Source organism: Paucibacter sp. DJ2R-2 (assembly GCF_025717675.1).
GTDB lineage: Bacteria > Pseudomonadota > Gammaproteobacteria > Burkholderiales > Burkholderiaceae_C > Paucibacter_A.
Genome location: NZ_JAJIRT010000008.1, coordinates 173,604 through 194,796 on the forward strand (window position 1 = coordinate 173,604; position 21,193 = coordinate 194,796).

The following is a 21,193-nucleotide window of genomic DNA, read 5'->3' on the forward strand; positions in this document are numbered from 1 at the left end:
GCCACGATGAAATTCAGACAGCGCCGCAGCGAAGAGCCGGAGATCAATCTGATCCCCTTCATCGACGTCCTCTTGGTGGTCCTGATCTTTTTGATGCTGTCCACCACCTACTCGAAGTTCACCGAGCTGCAGATTGCCCTGCCGGTGGCCAATGCCGAGCAGCTGAAGGAGAGGCCGCAGGAAATCATCATCGCCGTCTCGGCCGATGGACGCTATGTGATCAATGGTCAGGCCGTGGAAGGTCGCACCGTTGACCTGCTGACCGCCGCTCTGACCCAGGCCAGCCAAGGCCGGGCTGAGACCATGGTGATTGTTTCGGCCGACGCCTCGGCCGCTCACCAGTCGGTGATCAATGTCATGGACGCCGCACGCCGCGCTGGGCTGTCCCGCCTGACCTTCGCCGCCCAGACCAACGGCCAGTGATGGCCGGGCCGCGCGACCCTGCCGCCCCGGCCCTGGCCCGGCGGCTTGAACGCGAGTGGCTCAGCGGCGGGGCACTGTCCACCTGCCTGCTGCCGCTCTCGGGTCTGTACCGCCTGCTCTGGGCCGTGCGCAAGCTGCTGTACCGATTGGGCCTGAAGCGCGCGGAAACACTGCCGGTGCCGGTGATCGTGGTCGGCAACTGGATCGTCGGAGGCGCCGGTAAAACCCCGACCACCCTGGCGCTGCTCAATCTGCTGCAAGGCTGGGGCATGGCGGCCGGCGTGATCTCGCGCGGCTACGGCCGCGACAGCGACGAGGTCGCCTTGGTGCGGCGCGACAGCCCGGCGCGCGCCGTCGGTGATGAACCGCTGCTGATCCATTTGCGCAGCGGCGTACCCGTGGCCGTGGGCCGCGACCGGGTGGCCGCCGCGCGCGCCCTGCTGCAAGCCCACCCGCAGTTGCAAATCCTGATCAGCGACGACGGCCTGCAGCATGGCCGCCTGCCGCGCGCCTTGTCGATCCTGGTGTTCGACAGCCGCGGCATCGGCAATGGCCATGTGCTGCCCGCCGGCCCGCTGCGCCAACCCTTTCAAGCCCGGCTGCCGGCCGACCATCTGGTGCTTTACAACGCCGCCCAAGCCAGCACCGCCCTGCCCGGGCATCTGGCAAAGCGCACGCTCGGCGGTGCGGTGTCGCTGCAGGACTGGTGGGACGGCCAGCCGGCAAGTCCGGCCAGCTTGCAAGCCTTGCGCGGCCACTCCCTGGTCGCGGCAGCCGGCATGGCCCAGCCGGCGCGTTTTTTTGACATGCTGGAGGCCTGCGGCCTCGAGATCACGGAGCGCCACGCCCTACCCGACCATTTCGACTACGCCACCCGCCCCTGGCGCGCGGACGCAGGAGACGTGCTGGTGACGGAGAAAGATGCCGTCAAGCTGCGCCCGACGCCCGGTAGCAAGCCCGGCGGGCCACGGATCTGGGTGGTGACGCTAGACTTCCGGCCCGAACACGCTTTTGAGCAGGCTTTGCATGCACGCCTGACAGTCATGGGCTGCCAGACACGCGAGCCTGCTCACCGAACCTAGATGGGGATGACGATGGATAACCGTTTGCTGGAAATATTGGTCTGCCCCTTGTGCAAAGGCCCTCTGGAACATCTGCGCGGACCCGATGGCGGTCGCGAGCTGATCTGCAATGCCGACCGCCTCGCCTTTCCCGTGCGCGACGGCATTCCCGTAATGCTGGAGAACGAGGCCCGCGCCTACGACCCGGAGGCAGAAGGCAGCAAGCCCGCTGCGCCATGAGCTTCACTGTCATCGTGCCGGCGCGCCTGGCCTCCACCCGCCTGCCCAACAAGCCCTTGGCCGAAATCGAAGGCCTGCCCATGATCGTGCGCGTGGCGCAAAGGGCGGCAGCGTCCAAGGCCACGCGTGTGGTGGTGGCCAGCGATGCAGCCACCGTCGTGCAAGCCTGTGCCGCGCATGGCATCGAAGCGGTGTTGACGCGCGCAGACCATGTCTCGGGCAGCGACCGCCTGGCCGAAGCCTGCGAGCTGCTGGGCTTGGACGGCCAGGATCTGGTCGTCAATGTGCAAGGCGACGAGCCCCTGATTGAGCCGGCCATGATCGACGCTTGCGCAGAATTGCTGTGCCAGCGCCCGGAATGCGTGATGAGCACGGTCGCCCACGTGCTGGACGACACCCCGGAAGGCCAGGCCGAGTTCGCCAACCCCAATGTCGTCAAGGTCGTGACCGACAAGAACGGCCTGGCGCTTTACTTCTCCCGCGCTCACATTCCCTTCTGGCGCGATGGCCAGGCGCAAAACCCAGGCCAGCCCCAGCCGGGCACGGCCTTGCGCCATGTCGGCCTCTACGGCTATCTGGCCGGCTTCCTGCGCAGCTTCCCGCGGCTGCAGGTCAGTCCGCTGGAGCAGATCGAATCGCTGGAGCAGCTGCGTGTGCTCTGGCATGGCGAGCGCATTGCTGTGCACGTGAGTGAACAGCGGCCGGGCCCAGGCGTGGACACCCTCGAGGACCTCGAACGCGTGCGCAGCGTGTTCCGCGCACGGGCCTTGGGCGGGCGCTGAGGGCATCCCTCGAACCCTGGGGTTACCCTGAGGCAAGAAGCGGGGCCTGCGTCAGTCTGACGTAGGTCAGCGCGTGCTATCCTCGCCCGCTGTTGAAGAGGGCCCTGCGCGCCTTCCCTGCTGCATCAAGGAGACCCATGCGACTGATTCTTCTGGGCGCCCCCGGCGCCGGCAAAGGCACCCAAGCTGCCTTCATCTGCCAAAAATTCGGCATCCCGCAAATTTCCACCGGCGACATGCTGCGTGCCGCCGTCAAGGCCGGCACCGAGATGGGCCTGGCCGCCAAGAAGGTCATGGATGCAGGTGGCCTGGTCAGCGATGACATCATCATCGGCCTGGTCAAGGAACGCATCACCCAGCCGGATTGCGCCAAGGGCTTTTTGTTCGACGGCTTCCCCCGCACCATCCCTCAAGCTGACGCCATGAAGGCGGCCGGCGTGAAGCTGGACTATGTGCTGGAAATCGACGTCCCCGACAGCGCCATCATCGAGCGCATGAGTGGCCGCCGCGTCCATGTGGCCTCGGGCCGCACCTACCACGTCAAGTTCAACCCTCCCAAGGTGGAAGGTCGCGACGACGGCACCGGTGAAGAGCTGATCCAGCGCGACGACGACAAGGAAGAAACCGTCAAGAAGCGCCTCGAGGTGTATCAGGCCCAGACCCGTCCTCTGGTGGCCTACTACTCAAACTGGGCCGCCAGCGGCGAAGCCGGCGCCCCCCAGTACCGCTGCATCGAAGGCATCGGCTCGGTCGATGACATCACCCAGCGCGCTCTGGCAGCCCTGAGCTGAACATTTTTCCTTCTCGAGCAAAGCCGCTTCAATGCGGCTTTCTTTTGACCAATAATTGACGTTTACGTCAACGTCAACCAACCCTTCTTTCAAAGGATTGAACATGGACATCGCAGGCAAGGTTTTCATTGTCACCGGCGGCGCTTCGGGCCTCGGCGAGGGCACGGCACGCATGCTGACAGCGCACGGTGCCAAGGTCGTGATCGCCGACTTGCAGGTCGAGCGCGGCGAGGCCGTGGCAGCTGAACTGGGTGGCGCTTTCGTCAAGGCAGACGTCAGCCAGGAAGCCGACGGCCAGGCCGTGGTCGCCAAGGCCCTGAGCCTGGGCAAACTTTTCGGCCTGGTCAACTGCGCTGGCATCGCCCCGGCTGCCAAGACCGTGGGCAAGGACGGCGCCCATGCACTGGCCCTGTTCAGCAAGACCATCACGGTCAACCTGATCGGCAGCTTCAATATGATCCGTCTGGCCGCCGAAGCCATGAGCAAGAACGACCCGGAGCCCACCGGTGAGCGAGGCGTGCTGATCTCGACCGCGTCTGTGGCGGCCTATGACGGTCAGATCGGCCAGGCAGCCTATGCCGCCTCCAAGGGCGGCGTGGTCGGCATGACCTTGCCGATCGCCCGCGATCTGGCCCGCAACGGCATCCGCAACATGACCATCGCCCCCGGCATTTTTGGCACGCCCATGCTCTTTGGCATGCCACAAGAGGTACAGGACGCCCTGGCTGCCGGCGTCCCCTTCCCTTCGCGTCTGGGCACTCCGGCCGACTACGCAAAGCTGGTGCATCAGATCGTCACCAACGAGATGCTGAACGGCGAAGTGATCCGCCTCGACGGCGCCATCCGCCTGGCGCCGAAGTAAGCACAAAGCAGATCCGGCAAAACAAAAGGGCCCTGGCTGCGCGCCAGGGCCCTTTTTCGTTCGGCTGCCATCGCCGACTCAGGCCCGACCGGAGTCAGACCTGAGCCGGCAAATGCAGGCGAATGCTCAGCGCTTGGCGCTGCGAGCGTGGATGCTCCACAGGCGAGCCAGATCGGCCGCACCGTCGTTGCCCTTGACCGAACGCCACGCGGCTTGCGCCTTGGACGCCTCGCCGGCCATGGAGTGAGCCAGGCCCAGATAGAGCTTAGCGTCTTCCGGACGGGTCAGGTTGTCCTTCTCGATCGCTTGCTCGATGTACTTGACGCCCTTGGCAGCATCGCCACGGAAGGCGTAAGCCAAGCCCAGCGCGACCAGGGCATTGCCGTCCTTGGCAGCCAGCGCAGCCTTTTCAGCCTCCGGCAGAGCCGCCTTTGCTTCTGCAATGCGCTTCACCATCAGGTCGTTCAGGCGCTTGTGACGCTCGCCTTCCTTGCCTTGGCCCAGAACATTGGCGGCAAAGCCCTTGTCCACGACCTGCTTGCCTTCTTCAGGGAAACCGGCCTGCGCAGCGAGTTGGGCCATTTCCATATAGTCGTTGGCATCCTTGAGGTTGCCGGTGGCCAGCTTGAGGCGATAGACGTCCAGCGAGAAACGATCCGAGAAGCCCTTCTTGGTCTGGATGCCCGACAGCACCTGCGTCCACAGCTCCTTGCGCGGGTAGTAGTTCAGCAACTTGGAGATGGCCAGTTGCTCGGCATTGCCATCCTTCTGACGGATGGCGGCGCTCAGCAACAGGTTCAGCTTGTCCTGAGAGGGCGTGCGGCCTGCCTTTTCGTCGGCAGCAATTTCGGCTTCGGTGTCCTTGATGATGGACCCCATATCACCGGAATTGAACTGTGCCGAAGTCAGGACCTGCTTCATGGTGGGGCTGTTGCCGCCTTCCTTGAAGTAGCGCTGGGCCCAGGTCAGGGCGCGAGCATTGTCCTTGTTGCGCAAATAGGTGCCCGAGATGGACTCCATATAGCGCAGCTGTTCGGCGCCCGACAACTTGCCGCTGGCCTTCAGAGCCTCAAAGGCCTTGACCATGGAATCGGTGTCGCTGGCACCCGAAGCGGCGGCCATGCGCATCGCTTCGATGTTGTAGTTCTCGGTGGCATTGCGGCCGCTGACGGCTTCCGCTTCATGCACCTTGGCCAGCGCGTCCTTGTACTTGCCGGACTTGATCAAGGCGACGGCGTCTTTCAAAGCCTTGCCCACCTGAGGACGCACACCTTCGGCCTGCGCCTGGGCTTGCGCAAAGCCCAGCTCGCCTTGGGGCGCGCTGCCAAACACAAACGCCATGGTGCCAATAGCGACCGAGGCCAATGTCCTGATCTTCATCGTCTTCTACCCTCTTTGCGAAAAAAAACGCGCCGTCCTTGACGGACGGCGCGCTGTTCGTTTGACGTCTCAGCTCACGGCTTGCGCCGTCTCACTTGACGTACTGTTCGTTGCCGACCATGCCCATCTTCTTGACACCCAGTCGCTGCGCAGATGCCATGACGGCAGCCACGGCGCCATACTCGGCCAGCTTGTTGGGCTTGATGTGCACTTCAGCTTGATCTGCCTCGGCAGCCACTTCAGCCAATTTGGCTTCCACGGCTTCGTGGTTGGGCAGCTCGTTCTCGTCCCAATAGACCTTGCCATCGAAGTCGATCAGCACCACGTGGACCACAGGGTCCTTCAGCGGCACCGAGTTGCTCGGGGGGGGCATGTCCAGATTCACCGAGTGCAGCTGGATCGGGATCGTGATGATCAGCATCACGATCAGCACCAACATCACGTCGATCAGCGGCGTGGTGTTGACGTCCATCATGACTTCCGGCTCTTCACTGCCGGAGGAGCTACCTACATTCATTCCCATGCTATTCGCTCCTCGCTTCAACCACCGCGCGCAGGCGGCTCGGTGACGAAGCTGACTTTCATGATGCCGGCGCGTTGGCAGGCATAAACCACACGGCCCACGGATTCGTAGCGCGACTTGTCGTCACCACGAACATGCACCTCAGGCTGCGGATTCAGCACCGCCACCTTGCCCAGTCGTTGCACCAAGGCATCGACATCAGGCACCAGCTGCGTGTTCCAGTAGATCTCGCCGCTCTTGGTGACCGAGATATCGATGTTCTCAGGCTTGGTCACGCGGACGACGTTGGTTTCCTTAGGAAGCTCAACCTTGACCGTGCTGACCACCGCCGGGATGGTGATGAGGAAAATGATCAACAGCACCAACATCACGTCCACGAGGGGCGTGGTGTTGATGGTTGAGACCACTTCATCATCGCCGGAAGAAGATCCGACGTTCATTCCCATGATGGGTTCTCCGGGTCAGCGCTGATTAGCGCTTGGTCACTTGACGGTTGCCCATCAGGACACCGTGCAGGTCGCCAGCGAAGGCGCGCACTTGGCCCATCACCGTCTTGTTGCGGTTCACCAGCCAGTTGTAACCCAGCACAGCAGGAACCGCGACGCCCAGACCGATGGCGGTCATGATCAGCGCTTCACCCACAGGGCCGGCCACCTTGTCGATGGAAGCCTGGCCGGCCACGCCGATGGCGGTCAGCGCTTGCAGAATACCCCACACGGTACCGAACAGGCCGATGAACGGCGAGGTCGAACCGACGGTAGCCAGGAAGCCCAGACCGGTTTGCACGCGGCCTTGCACTTCAGCAACCGAGCGCTCGATGTTGGTCGACACCCAGGTGTTGTGATCGATGTTCTCGGTCAGAGCGCCTTCGTGGTGCTCAGAAGCCTCGATCGCATTGGCTGCGATGTAGCGGAATGCGCTGGCTTCCTTCAGGCCCTTGATGCCTTCGGCCAGGCTGGCCTTCTTGAAGAAGGTGGCGCGCACTTCCTTGGCTTCGTTGGACAGCTTCTGGGTGTCCCACAGCTTGGTGATCAGGATGTACCAGCTGCCCATGGACATGATCAGCAGCAGGGCCAGAACGCCCTTGGACACCATGTCGCCGTGGGCGATCATGGCCTGCAGGCCGTAGGGGTTGTCGATCGGCTTGGCGGCGGCTTGCGCCACGGGAGCAGCGTCGGCAGCAGGAGCAACTGCCTCGGTGGGTGCAGCAGCGGAAGCAGCAGCTTCTTGAGCTTGCACAGGCGAAACAGCCATTGCCGCAGCAAAAGCGATGGCGGCGAACAGGCCGGAAATACGAGAAATCATGGAGTCAACTCCTGCGAATGAAATCGAAATCGGTTTGAGAGAAATGGGGCCGGGCGATGCCCTGCCCCAATGTTGGGGTCTTGAAGAACTCTAGCTTGTCGCGGCCTTACTCGATGCGGAACTGGAATTCCTGCTCGAACACGTGGTCACCTGGACATTCATAGGTCTCGCGCAGCGCTTCCTCGATGGCCGCAATGATGGCTCGCTGAGCCTTGCGATCCACGCCAGGACGCAAGCTCTGCACCTCAATGCTGGCCACGCGGCCGGACTTCACTGTCGCGGTCACCTTGTACAAGGCTTCACCACTCCAGTTCACCGAAGGCACTTCCGGCTTGCCCATCTTGGTGCAAACCATGCCGGCGGTCTTGGGACCCGTGCGAACCGGTGCCGGCGCAGGCGCTGCAGCCGCAGCTGGCGGAGGAGCCGGGCGAACGGGAGCGGCAGCAGGCGGAGCGACCTGGGTCGACTGGATAGCCGGCGCAGGAGGCGTGGGTGCCGTGACCTGGAATTCCGGGGGCGGAATGAATGGCGGCGGCGGAGCCTTCAAGTCCGGCGGCGGAGGCACGATCTTTTCCGGCTCCGGCGGCGGCTTGACCTTCTCTTCAATCACCTTGGTCTCGATGGGACCCTTGACCGCCTCAATGGCTTTCCGGGCCAGTCCACTTGCCAACGCCCACGCGATCAACACGTGGATCATCACCACGATGCCGATACCCGTAAAGCGTGACGAGCCTTGCTTATCCTGCGCAAAGTTCATGCGCGCTCCTTCTTAAGACTGCGAAATTCTTTCATCAAGACACGTGGGGTTCAGCCCCTGCGCAGCGCCCGTCTCGAACCTTTGAGTGCCGCATGGTACCGAACAGATGCATCTCATCAAACAGGGATGAAACACTGCTGGGATCGGCACCAACGACGACTCCTACAACAAAAATGCCCGTCAGCTTGCGACCACGGGCTTCGGCCTGGCTTCCACCCATTCGGCGAACCGAAACCGGGTAAATGCTCAAACGCCTGCGATCATAAACGAGTTCCAAAGACCGCCTGACATGGGGCTTACCCGAAGAACCGGGCTTGCGGCAAGTGCTGCAAAGCACCCCGAGGCTGGCCCGCCACGAAGGGTTCGATTCCTCACTGGTATTTTAGTGGTATCCAGGAACTCAAGCCACCAGCAAAGCCTAGGGTTTACGAGAATCAGCGCGAAACAAGCTCTGGCCCGACAGCAAAAAAAACGCGGCCACAAGGGCCGCGTTTTCATCCTCTCGCGAGGCGCATGAAACGATCAGTACGACAGGCTGGCGCGAACCAGCAGTGTGCGGCCGTAAGCGTCGGTCAGACGGGGGTCATAACCTTGCTGGAACACGGTGCCTTGGTTCGAGAACGGCGGCTTGGTGTCGAACAGGTTCTTCACGCCAACGGTGAACTTGGTGTGCTTGATGCCGCTCCAGGTCACCGACAGATCGGCCAGGGTGTAAGCCTTGACGTTGTTGAGGTACTTGTCCTCCACCGCGTTCTGGTCCACATAGCCCGACTTGTGGCTCAGACCGAAGTTGGTGCTGAAGTCACCCAGACGCCAGTTCACGGTCACCGCATGTTGCCAACGCAGCACCGGGCTCGAGTCGGTGTACTTGCCGACGTTCTGGATGAACGGATCACCCTTGTCACGCTGGTACTCATAACTACGAACATAGGTGGCTTCCCAGCCCAGCTGGAAGCGACCCATGGCATTGTTGAAGGCGTAACCTGCAGCGAAGTCGAAACCATCGGTATTGACATCGCCCAGGTTGTCGTTCAGCGCAACCACATAGCCCAGGGCATTGGAGTTCTTCCACTCAGGCGTATTGCAACGATCCAGAGTTGCTTGCATCTCCGAGCTCAAGTCCTTGCAACGCTTGTAGCGCGATGCGTACTTGGCCGGGTCACCGAAGATCGCCTGCTCGGACACGGCCGAGATGGAGTTGGTGATCTTGATGTTCCAGTAGTCGATCGAAGCCGTCAGGCCCTTGACCGGCTCGAAGGCCAGGCCCAGCGAGAAGGTCTTGGACTTTTCAGGCTTCAGCTCGGTGTTGCCACCGGACTGGATCTGACCTTGCTGACCGCAGTCGCGGGACTCAACGCCACCAGGCTGCACCACGCCGCCCTTGCACAGAACCGGATCGTCGTACGGATCGCCTGTGAAGCTGACGGCTTGCGGGCCATAGACCTCATCCAGGGAAGGTGCGCGGAAGCCCGTGTTGTAGGAGGCACGCACATTGACGTTCTTCACCGGGGTCCAGCGAATCGCGGCCTTGGGGTTGAAGGTCGAACCGAAGTCAGAGTACTTGTCGAAGCGACCGGCGAAGGTCAGCTCGATGTCCTTGCTGACCGGGAACAGCCACTCGGTGCTCAGCGCAGAGATCTTGCGATCGCCGCTCACGTGGTAAGGCGCCACGCCCAGGGAAGGCACGTTCTCCACGATGCTGTCGACAGTGTCATTGCGGTACTTGTCCTTGCGGAACTCGGCACCCACCGACACGCCGACCGGACCACCGGCCATGTCCCACAGCTGGGTCGAAGCATTGAAGTCCAAGCCTTGGCTGCTGCCCTTGGCGTTGGAGTAGACGCCCCTCATCTTGGCGGCTTCGATGATGGCCAGACCGGCTGCATCAGCTTCGCCGAAAGGGTTCAGCTTGCCGTCAGTCACACCCTTCTGGATCAGCGACTTGTTGACATAGCCGTTTTGAATGTCCTGAGCACCCTTGCTCTCGGCATTGAAGAAGCCGGCACGGTAATCCCAGTTGGCATAAGTGCCATCCAGGGAGACCACGGTGCGGTTGGCCTTGGTCGATGCTTGATTGGTACGCGCACCGCCAGGGATCATGCGCCAGCCCACCGTGATGGGCTTGGTCACATCAATACCCGGATAGGTCTTCGGGAAGAAGGGGCTGCTGGCAGGCATGCTCAGGCCAGTCACCGGATCCGGCGCAACGCGAGCGATATTGCTGTTGTCCGTCGCCATGTGCTCCAGCGACAGGTAGTTGCCACCAACCTTGGCCGATGCCTTCAGCAGGCCGGTCTTGGTTTCGGTGTCGGGGATGATGTCGATGAAGGCCGTGTAGTCAAAGCGGCAGGTCTTCGAAGAGATATCCGACAGGAACAGCGAGAACGGCGGTGCGCAGTTCGGCAGCGACGGGTTGCCGCTCAGGCTGCCTTGCGAGAAGTTGGCCGGGAAGGACGTACCCGAGGTCTTCAGCAGACCCTTGTCCGGGATCACGCCAGTGCGGGCGAAATCGCGGTCCACAGCGCGAACATTCTCATTGGTCTGCTTGTCGATCGAGGCCCAGACGTTGAAGCCATCGGCTTCCAGATTGCCGAAGCCACCACTGACGGCGACGCCCTTCTTGACGCCGCCCTCTTCCTTGGGCTTGGAGTAGTTCACCGAAGCGTCCACGCCACGGTAGTCGCGCTTGGTGATGAAGTTGATCACGCCGCCGATGGCGTCGGTACCGTAGATCGCCGAAGCGCCGTCACGCAGCACTTCGACGCGGTCGATCGCGGCGAAAGGGATGGAGTTCAGGTCAACAGAGGCCGAGCTGAAAGCGAAGGCAGCCACGCGGCGACCATTCAACAGGACCAGCGTCTTGTTGGAGCCGAGGCCACGCAGATTGGCGTAGGCGGCACCGCCTGTGCCCGAACCGATGGTCTGCGAGCTGCCAGTCATGGACTGGCTGGCGGCGATTTTGGCCAGAGCACCTTCGGCGGAATTAACACCGGTAGCGCGCAGATCGGCGGCCGAAATCACGGAAATGGGCAAGGCACTGTCGGTATCGACCATGCGCTTGATGGACGAACCGGTAACCTCGATGCGCTCGAGCGTTTGCTGAGCATGGGCGGGCACGGCAGACAGCACCAGACCACCGAGGGCGGTCCAGACAGCGGTGCTGATCTGGGATTTCTTGAACATGAGCTACTCCTGGGGGAAATTGCAAGGTCGATAGACACAGAGCATGGTCAGCACATGCAGGGCGATTGATGAAAGCCTCGATGCGCTGAACGCACGCTTGGCTACATTCTTCGAGTCTGGAAGCTTCCCGACAGCCTAGGGAAACTACGCGCGGCGTATTTTCGAAAGGTAGTTTTTCACACCCAAGCCCCGCCGCTAGGTGCTTGATTCCTCACGGAAATTGCAGCCCAGAAGGCCATGCAGAGCTAGCGTCACAAGGGCAACCCTGCCAAAAGTAAAGATGCGCGCTGTCGCCCAGGCGCAACGGGAAATGTACGCTCAGCGCCCTCATGTCACCCGGGCGACAAGCGCCCGACGGCAGGCAAAGCCGCCCCGGAACGTCATTCCTCGACGGGCGGCGGGCTTGAATGGGCGACAGAGCAAGCCAGCAGTTAGGCTGACTCGAAGGCTACAGGGCAAGCCCTCACGGGCTCGCCGACATGGCCAAGCGGTGGCCAATGAGATTCAGTGAGCGTGCTCGGAATGAGGCTCGGAGTGATCATGGCGATGCTGCGGATCACCCTGCCAGCCCATCATGACATCGCGCCCCTCCACCACCAGCTCGACCTTGGCACCCACGGGCAGGCAGACCTTGGTGTCGACGTGGCCGAAGGGGAGCCCGGTCAGGATGGGCGTTTTGGTGCGCGCGCGCACCGCTTCGATCGCATGCTTGAGCGTGTAACCGCGGTCCAGCGGCGACTTCTTCCAAGCGCTGAACTCGCCCAGCAGCACCGCCTTCTGCGCGTCCAGCACACCGGCCTGCTGCAGCTGCAGCAGCATGCGCTCGACGCGATAGGGATGCTCGCCCACATCCTCCAGGAAGAGCACCCCACCCTTGATGCGCGGGAAATGCGGTGTACCCAGCATGGAGGTCAACACGCAGAGATTGCCCCCCCAAAGCTGCCCCTTCAGGCCCAGGCCCTCAAAGCCTTTTTCGGTGCGGAAGCCCACGGCCTCCAGCAGTCCGTCCATGGCCTCGACGAAGCAGTCCTGGGTGACGTCATCGACGCCGCCTTCGTCCTTGCTGCGGCCGAAATCACCGCAGGCCAAAGGGCCGGCCCAGCTCTGTGCCTTGGCGTGGGCCAGCAAGCCCAGTTGCAAAGCGGTGATGTCGCTGTAGCCCACCCAGCGCGTGCCCTGCTCGACGCTGCGAGCGAGCAATTTCCAGTCGATCTGGTCCAGCAAGCGGGTCAGTCCGTAGCCGCCACGGGTGGCAAGGGCCACGCTGGGCGCGGCGGTGGCCACGCGGTGCAGAGCCGCCAGGCGAGTCGCGTCGTCACCGCCAAAGCGTTGGTGCCGAGCCAAGGCGTCCTCATCCACCGTGACGGCAAACCCCAGCTTCTCCAGGCGCTTGGCGGCGCGCTTGAGTGGCGCCGCATGGGCCAGCACGCCGGCCGGGGTGTAGAGGGTCAAGCTGTTGGAGGCGCTCATGGCAGGGTTTCCGATGGAGGTTCAGGGGAGAAATCGAGATGGGTCACATCACCGGTGGGGATGGCGTCGGGCAGTTCCGCAGCAGGGGCTTCGGCGCGCGCAGCCGCGCGGCGCTGCCGGGCAGCATCGCGCCGCTGGGCAAAAAACTCGCGCAGCAGTTGGGCCGAGGGCTCGGCCAGCACGCCGCCCTGGATGCAGGTGTGGTGGTTGAGCTGCGGCTGCTCAAACAGGTTGAGCACCGAACCGGCCACGCCGGTCTTGGGGTCGCGGGCGGCAAACACCACCCGCTTGAGGCGCGCATGCATCATGGCCATCGCGCACATGGCGCAGGGCTCCAGTGTCACGAACAGCTCACATTCCGGCAGGCGGTAATTGCCCAGCAGCGTGGCACCATGGCGCAGGGCTACGATCTCGGCATGGGCCGTGGGATCGTGCGTGGTGATGGGGCGGTTGTAGCCGGTGGCGATCACCTGGCCGGCGCGCATCAGCACGGCGCCGACCGGCACCTCCCCTGCAAGCCAGGCGTTATGGGCTTGGTCCAGCGCGATGCGCATGGCGAATTCATCGGCGGCCGAAGAGGCGGCCGAAATGGCGGCGACAGCGGGCTCGGGGGTGAGGATGCGGGTTTCAGACATGGTCGGCCCGGCGCAGTGTAGCAAGCCCCTCAGCGCACCCAGGGAAAGCCCTTAAGGCATTGCCTCTGAGGCACGCACCGCAGCTTGATCAAGCAGCTGCTGCACCTCTTGCCGCACGGCTTCGGGCCGCGTCGCCGTCGCGCTGGCGGCGCTGCCCGGCGCGGAGCTTGGAGCCGTGGTCGGCGCCAGCGTGCGCGCCTGCTGCTTGACCAGGAACAAGACCACGGCCAGGGCGATCACCAGGCCAAGAATGCTGAAAGCTGCGCGCATCGATTCGGCTCCGCTTCTGATTGACAAGCCGCCAGCCTACTCGAAGCCGCCGCCCTGCCCCGGTTCCAGACCCGCTTCTCGCATCTTCCGGTACAAGGTGTTGCGGCTGACGCCGAGGCGTCGCGCGGCTTCGCTGCGGTTGCCCTGGGCCAGCGCCAAGGCCTGCTGCACACAGCGACTCGACTGCAGACGCAGATCGAGCGCGCTGTCCACCGCCGGAGTCAATGGCGGCAGCGCGGGCGCCCGCGCCGCTTGAGCCGCAGCGTTCAAGTCCTCGGCGATATCGTCAGGCAGGTGGCTCCAATCGATCTGCGCCTCTGCGCCATCCAACAAGGCACAGCAGGTGCGCAGCACATTGGCCAGCTGGCGCAGATTGCCGGGCCATGGGTGAGCCCCCAGCGCCGCCAAGAGCTCGGGGGCCACACTGAGCTTGCGCGTCGGCTCTGCATCCTTGAGCAGGCGCTCCACCAGCGTCGCAAAGTCTCTGCGCTGACGCAAGGGCGGGATCAGCAGGCTGAGGCCATTAATTCGGTAGTACAGATCTTCACGAAAACGCTGCGACTCGACCTCATCGCGCAGGCGCCGGTGACTGGCGCAGATCAGGGCAAAGTCCACCGCTACCGCGGGCCCGCCGCCCAAGGGCGACACCAGACGCTCCTGCAGCACGCGCAAGAGCCGAGCCTGCAAGGCCAGAGGCATGTCACCGATCTCGTCAAGGAACAGCGTGCCCCCGTGGGCCTGCCGCAGCAGGCCCGGCGCCCCCTCCTTGAGCGCACCGGTGAAGGCGCCCGGGCGGTAGCCGAACAGCTCCGCCTCGATCAGTGACTCGGGCAGAGCCGCGCAATTGATGGCTACAAACGGTCCGCTGCGACGCGGCCCACTCTGGTGGCAGGCGCGCGCCAGCAGTTCCTTGCCGACACCAGACTCCCCCTGCAAGAGCAGCGCTATCGGCTTGCCCAAGACGCGCCGGGCCCGCGAGAGCAAGCCTTGCACGGCGGCATCGCCCGTATCCAGGGCGCTCAGCGCATCGGATGCCGGCACCGCCGTATCGGGCGGAGCAGATCGTGACGGCAATGCGGGCAGTGCCGAGACCGCCGGCGCAGAAACGGCCGCGCGCGCACGCAGCCGCGCGCCATCGAGTCGGCCATAGAGCAGGCTGCCATCCGCGCGCTGCAACTGCCGCGGCTGCGCCAGCAAGCCATCCCCCAGCAGCGTTTGCATGGACAAACCCAGCGCCGCCTCGACCGTGCAACGCCCCAGCGCAGCACTGTTCAGACCCAGCCACTCCAGGCCCAGCCCGTTGGCGCCCAAGATCATGCCGTCGTCAGCCAGCGCCAGCAGTCCCTCGGTGACCGTGTCCAGGCCTTCGGGGCGGGCATGCAGACGCAAGACCAAACCGCTGCCATGGCGAGCCTGGAACAGCTGATGCTCGATCATGCGCGCCGCCGATCGCGCAAGGCCCAGGGTGTGAGGGTGGTAGCCGCGACGGTCGCCAGAGATGTCCAGCACGCCCAGCAAGGCGCCGCTGGAGTCGGCAATCGGTGCAGCCGCGCAGGTCAGGAAACCATTGCGCTCCAGAAAATGCTCGGCGCCGTTGATGACCACAGGACGCCCGTCCGCCAAGGCCGTGCCGATGGCATTGCTGCCCCGCCATTGTTCCAGCCACACAGCGCCAGGACGCAGGGCCACGCGGGCGGCCTTGTCGGCGAAGCCATCATCACCCAGCGCATGCAAAAGCATGCCTTGCGGGTCGGCCAGGATGACCAGGCTGTCACTGGCCTTGACTTGTTCTGCCACGAATTCCATCACCGGCCGGGCCTGGGCCAGCAAGGCCCGCCTCTGCTCCAGCGAGCGTGCCAGCTGAGCGGCCGAGGCATGCGGCACACCTTGCGCACGGCCCTCCGGAGTCAGGCCAAAAGCCCGGCTGCGCAGCCAGCTGGCCTGCAGGCGGGGGTCCAGCAAGCCGTCGGCCAGCTCCCCGGTTTCCAGCAGCTGCCGGCGCGCCTGGCGCAAGCGGCTGGGCGCCGCCCGCAGGCTCATCAAAGCATTCGCAGTCATCTCACTTGTCTCCGTGGTCGGCCCTTGCATGGGCTCTGAATCGGATGCGGAGGTTCAACCGAGGCACGCCTTTGCGGCCTGCACCCGCCATCGCAGGGCGACCTTAACAGGCCGCAGGCCGCTGCCAAGCATTTGCACTCCTTTTGGCGGCTTCCCGTCGAATTCCACGGAAGTTGTGCCAAACGACGCCCAAGACTGTGCTGTTTCGTGACAGTGCGCCGTCACAAGTGTCGGCACCAGGGGGCCGGATTCCAAGCACGCCGCCCGGCTCGCGCAGAAAAGCCGGGGCTTCCTGTACAAGCCAGGCGCCTGGCACGCTCCCTGCAAGTCAGGCACCAGGTGTGCTTGAGGCGGCATCCATCCGCGGGTGGATCTGACGCAAGCCATGCCTCTGGAAAACAGGCCTGGAGACCAGGACTGCCCGCACAACAAATGGAGACCGACATGCTTTACGCCAGCCCCAACACCCCCGGCGCCACACTCGCCTACAAAGCCCAGTACGACAACTTCATCGGCGGCCGCTTCGTGCCACCGGTCAAGGGCGAGTACTTTGATGTCATCACCCCCATCAGCGGCCAGGTCTACACCCGCGCGGCTCGCTCCACCGCCGAGGACATCGAGCTGGCCCTCGATGCAGCCAATGCGGCCAGCGCCCAGTGGGGCGCGACCAATGCCGCCGCCCGCGCCAACATCCTGCTCAAGATCGCCGACCGCATCGACGCCAATCTCGAACTGCTGGCCTATGCCGAGACCGTCGACAACGGCAAGCCCATCCGCGAAACCCTGAATGCAGACATTCCGCTCGCCGCTGACCATTTCCGTTACTTCGCCGGATGCCTGCGCGCGCAGGAAGGCGCGCTGAGCCAGATCGACGACCACACCGTCGCCTATCACTTCCACGAACCCCTGGGCGTGGTCGGCCAGATCATCCCCTGGAACTTCCCCATCCTGATGGCGGCCTGGAAGCTGGCACCTGCCCTGGGCGCGGGCAACTGCGTGGTGCTCAAGCCCGCAGAGTCCACGCCGATCAGCATCCTGGTGCTGGCCGAGCTGATCGCCGACCTGCTACCGCCTGGCGTGCTCAACATCGTCAACGGCTATGGCCGCGAAGCCGGCATGCCACTGGCCACCAGCAAGCGCATCGCCAAGATCGCCTTCACCGGCTCCACCGCCACCGGCCGTGTGATCGCCCAGGCTGCTGCGACCAATCTGATTCCGGCGACCCTGGAGCTGGGCGGCAAGAGCCCGAATGTCTTCTTCGACGATGTAATGGCGCAGGACGACGCCTTCCTCGACAAAGCGATCGAAGGCCTGGTCCTGTTCGCCTTCAACCAGGGCGAGGTCTGCACCTGCCCGAGCCGGGCACTGATCCAGGAATCGATCTACGACCGTTTCATCGAACGCGCGCTCAAGCGCGTGGCCGCCATCAAGCAAGGCAGCCCGCTGGACACCGACACCATGATGGGGGCACAAGCATCCTCGCTGCAGATGGACAAGATCATGTCCTATCTGGAAGTGGGCAAACAGGAAGGCGCTCAGCTGCTGATCGGCGGCGGCCGCAAACAGCTGGGCGGCGAGCTGGCCGGTGGCTATTACATCGAGCCCACGCTGTTCAAGGGCACGAACAACATGCGCGTGTTCCGCGAGGAAATCTTCGGTCCCGTGCTGGCCGTGGCCACCTTCAAAGATGAAGCCGAAGCGCTGCAGATCGCCAATGACACGCCCTACGGCCTGGGCGCCGGTGTCTGGACGCGCGACGGCAGCCGCGCCTACCGCATGGGCCGCGCCATCCAGGCCGGCCGGGTCTGGACCAATTGCTACCACGCCTACCCGGCACATGCGGCCTTCGGCGGCTACAAGGAATCCGGCATCGGCCGCGAAACCCACAAGGCCATGCTGGACCACTACCAGCAGACCAAGAACCTGCTGGTCAGCTACTCGCCGAACGCCCTTGGGTTCTTCTGAGCCTCAAGCGTTGCTGAGCTGAAATAAAAAAAGCGGCCTTGCGGGCCGCCTCTTTACTCATGGCCTGAACATTGGGTTCAGGCAAGACAGATTACTCCCTCTCGATTGTCAACCGGCGGGACAAACGCCGAATGCATACATTAGTCGGCCGCAGCTTCATCGATCTGAGATGAACCGGACCGATGATGCGCAAGACGTCAACGAGTCCGGTGGCCGCATCGGTCACGAACTAGGTGATGGGGTTTCCCTGCAACTGCGCAAAGGTGGTTCCGCTGCCATCGCCGGTGAGCTCGATGCGGTCGCCGGCAGCGGCGCCATGGCCCGCGGCATCGACAGTAACGTCGCAGCCAGCCTCTCCACGACGCAGCTCGAAGACATCGCTGCCAGGTCCGCCGTACAGGCGGTCGTTGCCGCCCAGGCCCGACTGGACGTCGTCAACGGCAAAGCCGCGGAGCGGGTCGGCGCCAATGGTGCCCACGAGTGTGTCGTTTGCGATGATTCCTTCCACCGCATTGGACTTGCCAAACACGGCGACGTGAATCTCGCTGCCCGAGGTCCAGCTGACGGCCAGCCTGCCATTGCTCGCAGCCATCGAACTGTCAGACTGGCCGTCAGGCGTGTCCGTGTTGACGCGCAACTCGTCGCCCAGCACCACACCCGCAGGGGAATACTGTCGCAGGTAGATCGCCTGGCCCGCGCTGTCGCCCAGAGTACCCGACACGTCGGTCCAGGCCATGGCGAAGGTGCATCGGACAGCCTGGTCACAGAGGGGCGGTGCTGCCATTGGATCCAATGTTCCATCGGCGCCCCCCTATCGCTGAATATCCAAGAGCAATGAGCCTGCCGCAGGGCCGTCCAGTTGGAGGTCGATGTCAGCCACGATGTCGTCCACCGGGGTACCGGCCAGAGCCTGCAGGCGCATCCGCGCGAGCACCACGTCGTAGCGCGCCAGCATGAGATCGCGCCGCGCCTGGAAGAGACGGCGCACGCCTTCCAGCACGTCGGCCGGCACACGATAGCCTGCGGCAACGTTGCGTCGTGCGTCCTCCAGTGCCACGCCACTGGCCAGCAGCGCCTCGTGCAGCGCCTCGACCTTGGCGGTGCCGGTGTGCACAGCCTGGAATTGCCTGCGCACATCGAGTTCAAGCTGAGCGCGGTCCCCATCGAGCTGGGCCTCGATCCGGGACGCCTCGGCGATCGTCTGGTCAACGCCGGCTGACACGCTACCGCCCGAGAAGATCGGGATCGTCAGCTGCACGCCAGCGCTGTACAGACGGCTCTTCTGGTTGAGTGTGCTGATCGACTCGTTGCGACTGTCGCTGGCGCTGGCGACCAGCTCCACACGCGGCGCATGGCCGGCGCGGCTGCGCAGCACCTCAGCGCGCGCAGCTTCAAGCTGGGCGCGTCGCGAGGCCAGGTCGGCATTACTGGCAAGGGCCAGGTCCAGCCAAGCCTGCAGCTCATTCTGCGGCAGAGCGCGCGCCGCCGGCTCCGCAGGCAAGCCGCGCAGCATCAGTGCGCTATCGCCCGTGATGCGCGCCACGGCGCGACGGGCCTGTTCGCGCTGATCTTCAGCTTCGGCCTTCTGCACCCGCGCCAGGCTGAGGCTGGCAGCCGCCGCCACGAGCTCGGTGCGCGTGCCCTCGCCTGACTTGAAGCGCCGTTCGGCACCTTGCACCTGCGCCTGCATCGCCTCCACCTGCGCACTCTGCAGCGCCAGGTGCTCTTCGGCAAACAACGCCTGCACCCAGTTGCTGCCAAGGCGATCCAGCAGCTGCTGGCCACGGCTGATGAATTGCATTCGGCCAGCTTCGACCTGGGCACCCGCGGACTTGTAACGATGCCAGGCTTCCAGGTTGAACAAGGGCGTGCGCAACTGCAGCTGCAGGACCGGCGAGCGGTAGTCCAGCGACTGGGTGAGCTCCTGACCCAGCGCATTGGGCGTTGTGCGATCACCGCTCACCCGCGCATCGGACAAGGTGGCACCAATGATCGGCAGCAGGCCGGCACGCGCACCGGGCAACAGCGTCTCGCGTGAAGCCAGCTCGTAGCGTGCCGCGCGATAGTCAGGGTCGTTGCCAAGTGCCGCACTGAACGCGGCTGCGAACGCGCCTTCGCGCTGCATCTGCGCCAGCGCGCTGCCCATGGCGGACATACCCAACACGGCAGCCATGGCCCAGGCCACGCAAGGTCGCTGCATCACGGCTCGGTCAGCGCTCGGTTGAGCCGGTCGCGCAAGGGCTTCAACAGATAGTTCAGCAGCGTTCGCTCGCCGGTGCGCAGGAACACCTCGGCCGGCATGCCGGCGCGAATCTGGTGGTCGCGCAGCCGCTTCATCCCCTCCGGCGTGACCTCGATCACCGCCTTGAAGTACTGGGCGCCCTGCTTGGGTTCCACCAGCGCGTCGGCCGACACGGTGAGCAGGCGGCCCGGTATATGCGGTGTTGTCGCCTGCTGGAAGGCCGGAAACAGCACGTCCACCGCGAGGCCGGCGCGCACCTTGTCGATGTGAATAGGCGAGATCTGTGCCTCGATTTTCAGCGTCTCGCTGATGGGAACGATCTCCATCATCGGCGTACCGGCGGCCACCACGCCACCCACCGTATGCACCGACAGGCTGATGACGACGCCATCTGCAGGCGACCTGATCTCGGTGCTGGCCAGCTCGAACTCCAAGGCCTGCAGCCGGCTTGCCTGCGCGGCAACGTCACGCTGCACGTCGGCCAGCTGTGTATCCACTTCCAGCCGCTGCTGGCTCTCACGCATCACCATGCGGGCCTGCGTCTCCGCGATCTGCTGACGCACCCGGCCCAGATTGCCGGCGCCCTCGGCCAGGTCAGCCGCGATGGATGCCTGCAGTCTCTCCTGCTCAGACAAGCGGTTACGGGGCAGAAAACCGTCCTTCACGAGATCGCGCTGGCGCTCGATCTCTTCCATCAGCAGGCGCTGCTGTTCCCGGCGTGCGCGCAACGCCGCTTCCTGACCTTGCAACTGCGATTGCAGGCCGCGCACCTGCTCGCGCAGCGCACTCAGGTCATTCTCGACCGCACGGCGGCGCGTGGACAGCAATTCGGACTGCAACGCCATGGCCGCAGCTGCGCGTGGATCGGCGCGCTCATCGCGCAAGGCCGCAGGGAAGGCAATAGCGGACCGACCCGCGCTTTCGGCCTGCAGTCGCGCCGCAACTGCTTGGGCGCTGGACCACTGGCCGCGCACGATGTCCAACTGAGATCGCGCCTGTGTATCGTCCAGACGGACCAGCACCTGCCCGACCTTGACGACGTCGCCGTCGCGCGCACGCAGTTCGACGATCTTGCCGCCTGCCAGCGACTGCACGGCCTTGCGGCTGCCCGTGACAACCACGGTGCCAGGTGAAGACACACCGGAGTCCAGTGGAGCCAAGGCAGCCCAGGCAAGGAATCCGCAGAAGCCGAACAGCACCAAGGCCCAGCCCCAGCGGCGTGGGCGCGCCTCCGACATGGGGTGCG

General features: G+C 64.2%; 20 protein-coding genes. 7 read left to right on the forward strand and 13 right to left on the reverse strand.

The annotated features are described in order from the left end of the window. Positions 1 to 6 precede the first annotated feature (6 nt). The 6 genes from LNV28_RS18395 to LNV28_RS18420 all read left to right on the forward strand — a co-directional run bounded on the left by LNV28_RS18395 (position 7) and on the right by LNV28_RS18420 (position 4,159). The gene (locus tag LNV28_RS18395; protein ID WP_263519264.1) at positions 7 to 423 is read left to right on the forward strand and encodes an ExbD/TolR family protein; all 417 of its coding nucleotides are present in this window, start codon (positions 7 to 9) and stop codon (positions 421 to 423) included. Next, complete coding sequence (gene lpxK / locus LNV28_RS18400) at positions 423 to 1,505, forward strand: tetraacyldisaccharide 4'-kinase (RefSeq protein ID WP_263519263.1); 1,083 nt, start codon at positions 423 to 425, stop codon at positions 1,503 to 1,505. Before LNV28_RS18395 ends, lpxK begins: the two co-directional genes overlap by 1 nt. Positions 1,506 to 1,517: 12 nt before the next feature. After that, on the forward strand, positions 1,518 to 1,724 hold the full coding sequence (locus tag LNV28_RS18405; protein WP_263519262.1) for a Trm112 family protein: 207 nt from the start codon (positions 1,518 to 1,520) through the stop codon (positions 1,722 to 1,724). Further along, complete coding sequence (gene kdsB, locus LNV28_RS18410) at positions 1,721 to 2,506, forward strand: 3-deoxy-manno-octulosonate cytidylyltransferase (protein ID WP_263519261.1); 786 nt, start codon at positions 1,721 to 1,723, stop codon at positions 2,504 to 2,506. Before LNV28_RS18405 ends, kdsB begins: the two co-directional genes overlap by 4 nt. Before the next feature lie 137 nt (positions 2,507 to 2,643). Continuing rightward, the gene (gene adk / locus LNV28_RS18415; protein ID WP_263519260.1) at positions 2,644 to 3,297 is read left to right on the forward strand and encodes an adenylate kinase; all 654 of its coding nucleotides are present in this window, start codon (positions 2,644 to 2,646) and stop codon (positions 3,295 to 3,297) included. A 103-nt stretch (positions 3,298 to 3,400) separates the two neighbouring features. Further along, complete coding sequence (locus LNV28_RS18420; RefSeq protein ID WP_263519259.1) at positions 3,401 to 4,159, forward strand: 3-hydroxyacyl-CoA dehydrogenase; 759 nt, start codon at positions 3,401 to 3,403, stop codon at positions 4,157 to 4,159. Between the two features lie 126 nt (positions 4,160 to 4,285). On the opposite strand, the gene LNV28_RS18425 is transcribed toward LNV28_RS18420, so the two are convergent. The 10 genes from LNV28_RS18425 to LNV28_RS18470 form a co-directional block, all read right to left on the reverse strand. Further along, positions 4,286 to 5,539: a tetratricopeptide repeat protein gene (locus tag LNV28_RS18425; protein ID WP_263519258.1), complete on the reverse strand. Its 1,254-nt coding sequence runs from the start codon at positions 5,537 to 5,539 to the stop codon at positions 4,286 to 4,288. A 91-nt stretch (positions 5,540 to 5,630) separates the two neighbouring features. Next, positions 5,631 to 6,062 carry an ExbD/TolR family protein gene (locus LNV28_RS18430; protein ID WP_263519257.1) on the reverse strand — a complete coding sequence of 144 codons (432 nt, stop codon included), beginning with the start codon at positions 6,060 to 6,062 and terminating at the stop codon, positions 5,631 to 5,633. A 17-nt stretch (positions 6,063 to 6,079) separates the two neighbouring features. Next, entirely contained in the window at positions 6,080 to 6,508 is a 429-nt protein-coding gene (locus LNV28_RS18435; protein ID WP_263519256.1) for an ExbD/TolR family protein, read from the reverse strand. Positions 6,509 to 6,533: 25 nt separating this feature from the next. Beyond that, a complete protein-coding gene (locus LNV28_RS18440; RefSeq protein ID WP_411969992.1) occupies positions 6,534 to 7,367 on the reverse strand; it encodes a MotA/TolQ/ExbB proton channel family protein in 834 nt (277 codons plus the stop codon). A gap of 106 nt (positions 7,368 to 7,473) precedes the next feature. Next, positions 7,474 to 8,124 (reverse strand): energy transducer TonB, encoded by a 651-nt coding sequence (locus LNV28_RS18445; protein WP_263519255.1) that lies wholly within the window; start codon positions 8,122 to 8,124, stop codon positions 7,474 to 7,476. 522 nt (positions 8,125 to 8,646) lie between these two features. Next, the gene (locus LNV28_RS18450) at positions 8,647 to 11,307 is read right to left on the reverse strand and encodes a TonB-dependent receptor (protein ID WP_263519254.1); all 2,661 of its coding nucleotides are present in this window, start codon (positions 11,305 to 11,307) and stop codon (positions 8,647 to 8,649) included. Between the two features lie 504 nt (positions 11,308 to 11,811). Further along, the gene (locus LNV28_RS18455; protein ID WP_263519253.1) at positions 11,812 to 12,777 is read right to left on the reverse strand and encodes an LD-carboxypeptidase; all 966 of its coding nucleotides are present in this window, start codon (positions 12,775 to 12,777) and stop codon (positions 11,812 to 11,814) included. Beyond that, positions 12,774 to 13,412 (reverse strand): tRNA adenosine(34) deaminase TadA, encoded by a 639-nt coding sequence (tadA, locus tag LNV28_RS18460; RefSeq protein WP_263519252.1) that lies wholly within the window; start codon positions 13,410 to 13,412, stop codon positions 12,774 to 12,776. The genes LNV28_RS18455 and tadA overlap by 4 nt, the downstream gene beginning before the upstream one ends. 51 nt (positions 13,413 to 13,463) lie before the next feature. After that, positions 13,464 to 13,682 (reverse strand): hypothetical protein, encoded by a 219-nt coding sequence (locus LNV28_RS18465; RefSeq protein ID WP_263519251.1) that lies wholly within the window; start codon positions 13,680 to 13,682, stop codon positions 13,464 to 13,466. 36 nt (positions 13,683 to 13,718) lie between these two features. Next, the gene (locus tag LNV28_RS18470) at positions 13,719 to 15,740 is read right to left on the reverse strand and encodes a sigma-54-dependent Fis family transcriptional regulator (RefSeq protein ID WP_263519250.1); all 2,022 of its coding nucleotides are present in this window, start codon (positions 15,738 to 15,740) and stop codon (positions 13,719 to 13,721) included. 444 nt (positions 15,741 to 16,184) lie between these two features. Here LNV28_RS18470 and exaC point away from each other — a divergent pair, with 444 nt between their 5' ends. Then, positions 16,185 to 17,705, forward strand: a complete 1,521-nt coding sequence (exaC, locus tag LNV28_RS18475; protein WP_263519249.1) for an acetaldehyde dehydrogenase ExaC — start codon at positions 16,185 to 16,187, stop codon at positions 17,703 to 17,705. A gap of 229 nt (positions 17,706 to 17,934) precedes the next feature. Here exaC and LNV28_RS18480 read toward each other — a convergent pair whose 3' ends face one another. From LNV28_RS18480 to LNV28_RS18490, 3 genes are all read right to left on the reverse strand, one after another. Continuing rightward, on the reverse strand, positions 17,935 to 18,441 hold the full coding sequence (locus LNV28_RS18480; protein ID WP_263519248.1) for a calcium-binding protein: 507 nt from the start codon (positions 18,439 to 18,441) through the stop codon (positions 17,935 to 17,937). Positions 18,442 to 18,516: 75 nt separating this feature from the next. After that, positions 18,517 to 19,905: a TolC family outer membrane protein gene (locus tag LNV28_RS18485; RefSeq protein ID WP_263519247.1), complete on the reverse strand. Its 1,389-nt coding sequence runs from the start codon at positions 19,903 to 19,905 to the stop codon at positions 18,517 to 18,519. Further along, positions 19,905 to 21,185: an HlyD family type I secretion periplasmic adaptor subunit gene (locus LNV28_RS18490; protein ID WP_263569026.1), complete on the reverse strand. Its 1,281-nt coding sequence runs from the start codon at positions 21,183 to 21,185 to the stop codon at positions 19,905 to 19,907. Before LNV28_RS18490 ends, LNV28_RS18485 begins: the two co-directional genes overlap by 1 nt. Positions 21,186 to 21,193: the final 8 nt, after the last annotated feature.